The sequence below is a fragment of the Marisediminitalea sp. genome (assembly GCF_984433645.1).
On the sequence record NZ_CFIDRX010000237.1, the window covers coordinates 1 to 5,193 of the forward strand.

Annotated in this window: 6 protein-coding genes; 4 read left to right on the top strand and 2 right to left on the bottom strand. The window is 50.1% G+C overall.

Translation table 11 applies throughout. The features are described from left to right. Both AC4MRN_RS19300 and AC4MRN_RS19305 read left to right on the top strand, forming a co-directional pair. Positions 1-684, top strand: a 684-nt coding sequence (locus AC4MRN_RS19300; RefSeq protein WP_491204221.1) for a glycoside hydrolase family 88/105 protein, incomplete at its 5' end; no start/stop codon positions are given. A 33-nt stretch (positions 685-717) separates the two neighbouring features. Continuing rightward, positions 718-2,499 carry a hypothetical protein gene (locus AC4MRN_RS19305; RefSeq protein WP_491204222.1) on the top strand — a complete coding sequence of 594 codons (1,782 nt, stop codon included), beginning with the start codon at positions 718-720 and terminating at the stop codon, positions 2,497-2,499. Here the strand turns inward: AC4MRN_RS19305 and AC4MRN_RS19310 are convergent. Together AC4MRN_RS19310 and AC4MRN_RS19315 are read right to left on the bottom strand one after the other, a co-directional pair. Next, positions 2,488-2,973: a GNAT family N-acetyltransferase gene (locus AC4MRN_RS19310; protein WP_491204223.1), complete on the bottom strand. Its 486-nt coding sequence runs from the start codon at positions 2,971-2,973 to the stop codon at positions 2,488-2,490. The genes AC4MRN_RS19305 and AC4MRN_RS19310 overlap by 12 nt on opposite strands. Beyond that, positions 2,966-3,364: a rhodanese-like domain-containing protein gene (locus tag AC4MRN_RS19315; RefSeq protein WP_491204224.1), complete on the bottom strand. Its 399-nt coding sequence runs from the start codon at positions 3,362-3,364 to the stop codon at positions 2,966-2,968. Before AC4MRN_RS19315 ends, AC4MRN_RS19310 begins: the two co-directional genes overlap by 8 nt. A gap of 119 nt (positions 3,365-3,483) precedes the next feature. On the opposite strand from AC4MRN_RS19315, the gene AC4MRN_RS19320 reads away from it, so the two are divergent. Together AC4MRN_RS19320 and AC4MRN_RS19325 are read left to right on the top strand one after the other, a co-directional pair. Then, positions 3,484-4,428, top strand: a complete 945-nt coding sequence (locus AC4MRN_RS19320; RefSeq protein WP_491204225.1) for a GlxA family transcriptional regulator — start codon at positions 3,484-3,486, stop codon at positions 4,426-4,428. A gap of 79 nt (positions 4,429-4,507) precedes the next feature. Then, a partial coding sequence (locus tag AC4MRN_RS19325; RefSeq protein ID WP_491204226.1) for a bile acid:sodium symporter family protein occupies positions 4,508-5,193 on the top strand: 686 nt, incomplete at its 3' end.

The window sequence follows — 5,193 nt, forward strand, 5'->3', positions numbered from 1 at the left end:
CGACTAAACAACTACAAGTACACCGAGCGCTGGACCTGGTGTGATGCCTTATTTATGGCTCCGCCTGTGTGGGCGAAACTCGCTAATATCACGGGAAATAAGCAATACCGTGATTACATGTTTGCGGAATATGTTGCCACGACCAATCATTTATACGACACCGAAGAACACCTCTTTTACCGTGATGAACATTTTATCGGTGTAAAAGAGCATGGCCGCAAAATATTCTGGTCACGCGGCAACGGCTGGGTGTTTGCTGGCCTGGCTTTGATTCTCGAAGACATGCCCGACGGCCCGCAAAAAGCCTATTTTGAAACCCTGTTTACGGAAATGGCGGCATCACTCGTGAAGCTTCAGTCAAAAGACGGTTTCTGGCCTATGAGCTTAAAAGCCGGAGACGTCTATACCACGCCGGAAACGTCCGGTACGGGCTTCTTCACCTTCGGTTTGGCCTGGGGCATTAACAACGGGTACCTGGACAGTACCACCTACTTACCCGCGGTAGAGAAAGGCTGGGCAAATATGACCTCGCATATTTCCGAGACCGGCATGCTGGGTTATGTACAACCTATAGGGGCCGCACCCGGTGAAGCTTGGCCCGATAAAACCGAAGTCTACGGCGTAGGGGCGTTTTTAGCCGCCGGTAGCGAAATTTACAAGCTGGTGAACAACACATCCAAGTAGCGTTTTGCGTTGAATCCTGAGTGGCCCTTAGCTATGCTGGGCCGCAAGGGAACCCGTGTCATCCGACACCTGCACGTTAACGGCTATTCAATGACGACATTCTGGGCTTTTTGCCGCTCTACTCTACTGTTCAGTGCCTTAGTATTCTCACTCAGTGGGTGTGTCACGACACCGAAAAAAACACTGACGCTGGAGCAACGCGTTGTCGCTTCGCTGGAACCGTATTTCACCCAAGGGCCCGGCGCGGATACCAAGGTTACCTCCCTGCAGTTACATAGCCGCCGTAACGGTGAGTTGCTGGCTGAAACCACCATTAAAGACAACACGGATTGGCGTAATCTGGTAACACAAGCCCTCGCCACTCTGCCAGACCAAGACTCTAACCAGCTCACACTGTGCTTTGGTTACAACTACACACTCACCCGGATGCCACTGAAATCACCCAGCAGTTATCAAACGGCAATTGGCGTTAAGGGATTTGAGTTTCACTATGAAGACAAGTCCATCAACTATTGCGGGCTAAAATCAGTAAGTCAGAATCAAACGCCGTGGCGAATGCTAACGTTATTTGCTAAGGCCATTGACGTGAGCCTGGCCAAACTAAACACCGCGGATATCCCGTTTTATACCTACGACAATCATCAGTTCTACTTTGACGTAAATACAGGCAAAGCCACGCCATTGTATCGCGGTAACCAACTGGTGACGTATGATGACATTTCTAAGACTTCCGTGAATGCCATGTCTGAGCGGCTAGCGGGCTGGTTGATCAATAACACCGATCCCGCCACCGGCGAAACTGCCTATAAATACTGGCCCGGCCCGGCTAAGTTTTCGACGTCCAACAACATGATCCGCCAGTTTATGGCGAGCTACGCCATGCAGGTCTGGGCAAACAGGACTCAAGAACCCAAAGCGGTTGAGCTTGCCCATAAAAATCTCACGTTCAATCTGAACACCTACTACAAAACCGACGGCGAAATTGGATTTATAGAGTACAGCAAGAAACGCAAACTAGGCGCAGCCGGACTGGCAGCCCTGTCGATATTCACATCACAGCAGGGTGACGAATTTACAGCGCAATTCAACGGGCTGGTTAATGCCATTCAGGAACAGTGGCAGCCTACCGGCGCATTTCGCACCTTCATTCGTCAGGAACGGAATGACCTGCATAATTTCTACCCCGGTGAGGCGATGTTTTTCTGGGCTCACTGGTTAGAACAGCAGCCTGATGACGCGCTGACGCAGCAATTTCTGACCAGTGCGCGCTACTACATGGATTGGCATTTCGCGCACCGCAATCCGGCATTTGTGCCTTGGCATACACAGGCGTATTACAAGGTTTGGCAACAAACAAGTGACCCTTTCTTGCAGTCTTCAATTTTTACCATGAATGACTGGTTGATTGAAAAACTGCAGTCAATAGAAGAACAGGAAGGCTACGATTATCCGGATTTTGCGGGTCGTTTTTACTACCCAAAAGGCGGGTATGGCCCGCCGCATGCTTCTGCAACCGGCGTTTACCTTGAAGGCTTAGCTGACGCCTGGGCGCTGGCAAAGGCCGTAAACGATACCAAGCGTCAGGAAGCCTACCGTCAGGCCATCATCAAAGGGATCCGACACGCCATGCAGTTGGAGTTTGCTGACGATATCGATATGTTTTACATCGCCAACAAGCAGGCGGCTGCGGGCGGTTTGCGCTCCCGGGTGTACAACAACGAAATCCGTATGGATAACATTCAGCACAATTTATTGGCGCTGATTAAAATCCTCGATCGGTTTGATGAAAAAGACTTCGAAATGCTAGCGAACTAATGGCAAGCTCATGGTGCGCCAGTTCTCTTCTACGCTAGCCCCAAGCTGTTTATAGAATGCTTGCGCAGCGGTGTTCTGCGTAAGCACTTCCCATTTCATCCGCGATCCGCCCTGTGCCTTGCACACATTCCTGGCTTCCAACATCAGCGCCTCACCGACGCCCTGCCCACGGAATTCCTCTGACACAAACAGCTCTTTCACGATTAACCAAGGGGTTAAGTCGTAAGTAAAAGGCTGGAAAAAATACACCAATATGCCAGCGACTCTGCCGTTTTCAGTAGAACCAGAATCCTTATGCTTTGCTACCAGAATGCCAAACACACGTTGCTGCAGATACAAGCTCTCAAGCGCATCGAGCGTCACTGCAAAGTCCGGCAGATATCCCTCAAACTCGGCTAAATCCCGCATGAGTAACAGTACGTCAGGTACATCGGTCTGATTAGCAGGAGCGATGACAAACACATTCTCAGACATCGGCTTTCAACGTAAAGCCTTCGTCGAGCCACCCGGTTACACCGCCAATCATTTTCTTAACAGGTCGGCCGAGCCGGGCCAGTTTAATCGCCGCCTTTTCTGTTGCATTACAATGGGGACCGGCGCAATACACCACAAAAACCGTATCGTCTGCGTAATCGCTCAGTGCAGCCTCGTTAATGTTCGCGTGAGGTAAAAATACGGCGCCGTCTATGTAGCCTTGCTTCGCCGTATCGATACCCCGCACATCGAGTAACACAAAATCATGCAAACCATTATTCATGGCGTAGTGCACATCCCAGCAGTCTGTTTCAAAAGTAAGTAAACGCTGAAAGTGAGCTAACGCTTCGTCGGACGGAGCTGGTCTGGGTCTAATAACAGTTGAATACATAACGGTGACTCCTTGTTAGTTGATGAATGTATTCTGCAATGAATAACTCAGACGAAACATTGTCTAATTTGACAACTACCGATAATATTTAGACAATCAGGAACACATAGGAAAATCACATGAAGGTGGTCATTGTTGTTGCAGAACAAGTCTCACTGTTCGAGCTCGCCAGCGCGGTTGAACTATTTGCCTTGCCGCGACCTGAGTTCGACAACTGGTACACCACCGAAGTAGTCGCATTCGGTAGCACAGCGTTTCCGGGCCTATGTGAGACCGGCTTTGTCTGTAAACAGGTTTCTGAGCTTCCGGAGTGTGACCTGCTGGTAATACCCAGCTTCCCGGTATCTGTGACCCAGATTGACGCGGCACTCAGGCAAGCCGTGCTTCAGCACTACAATGGCGGAGGCCGTGTGATCAGTTTCTGTTCCGGTGCGTTTCTGCTGGCTGAGCTGGGGCTACTGAATGGCCGAATTGCAACTACACACTGGCGCTACGCCCAAATGTTTAAACAGCGATTTCCACAGGTTACCTATCAGGAAGATATTCTGTATCACTACGATGGCGTCGTTGGCTGTTCAGCGGGCAGTGCCGCCGGATTGGATTTGGGTATTGAGGTGATCCGTCAGGATTATGGCTACCATGTCGCCAATACCGTCGCGCGCCGGTTGGTGCTGCCAGCCCATCGCAATGGCGGACAGTCTCAGTTTATAGAAAAGCCACTGCCGCAAACTAAATCGTCGGTGTCGCAGGCGCTGGACTGGGCTGTAAAACACTTGTCGCCGGAACTCACCATTGAGGACATTGCCAGCAAGGCCAGTATGACCCGACGTACCTTCGACAGGCATTTCAAAAAGCACTATCACATGACCCCTCTGGAATGGCTGCAGGCCCGCAAGCTGGAAGTTGCTAAATCCTTGCTTGAAACCACCCAGCTTGGCCTTGAACACATTGCTGAGCGTGCAGGCTTCGACAATGCCATTACGTTGCGCTACAACTTTAAAAAATACCTGTCGATTTCGCCGAGCGAATACAAAGCTACGTTCGGGGCGTTTAAGAACGTATAGTCTTAAATCTAAGCAATTATTTTTCATTGCTTTGTGATGTTAAGATGGCGAGCAGCACAATCTCATAGCAGGTGTATTCATGGCAATTTTTCTGTTTCCGGTGTGGGCTGTTCTGGTCAGTATACTGGCCTACTTGTTTCCGGCGCTATTTGCGCAGTTAAAGCCGTGGATAATCCCCCTGCTGGTGATGGTAATGCTGAGTATGGGCCTGACACTAACCTGGAAGGATTTCACCAGAATTGTGTCTTATCGCAACATCGTTATGTTCGGCGTTGCAATTCAGTTTTTGGTTATGCCGCTTGCGGCCTGGCTTATCTCTCTTTTACTTGGCCTGAGCAGTGAACTCATGACAGGCATGATGTTGGTGGGGGCCACTGCCGGCGGTACTGCCTCGAATGTGATGACCTACCTCGCCAGAGGCAATGTGGCGTTGTCAGTGAGTATGACGATGATTTCGACGCTGGTGGCGGTTGTTATGCTGCCTCTGCTGACCTGGCTCTATTTAGGCCAAAACATCGACGTCCCCGCGGCTTCCATGCTTACAATGCTGGTGAAGGTGATTGTTTTACCGGTATTGGCCGGCATGATGTTTAATCATTTCTTTTCAGCACACCTGAAACGGCTTACCCCTTGGTTTTCACGCTTCTCTATTCTGGCAATTTTACTGATCGTTGCCATTGTTGTAGCGCTCAACAATCACAACGTGAGTGTTTTAGTATGGCCAGTGGTCTGCGCGGTTATGCTGCATAACCTTATTGGTATGGC

What these genes read in the sequence shown, in the direction of transcription:
- AC4MRN_RS19320 (WP_491204225.1), top strand. Translation starts at nt 3,484, where the DNA reads ATGAAGGTGGTCATTGTTGTTGCAGAACAAGTCTCACTGTTCGAGCTC.
- AC4MRN_RS19315 (WP_491204224.1), bottom strand. Translation starts at nt 3,364, where the DNA reads ATGTATTCAACTGTTATTAGACCCAGACCAGCTCCGTCCGACGAAGCG.
- AC4MRN_RS19310 (WP_491204223.1), bottom strand. Translation starts at nt 2,973, where the DNA reads ATGTCTGAGAATGTGTTTGTCATCGCTCCTGCTAATCAGACCGATGTA.
- AC4MRN_RS19305 (WP_491204222.1), top strand. Translation starts at nt 718, where the DNA reads ATGCTGGGCCGCAAGGGAACCCGTGTCATCCGACACCTGCACGTTAAC.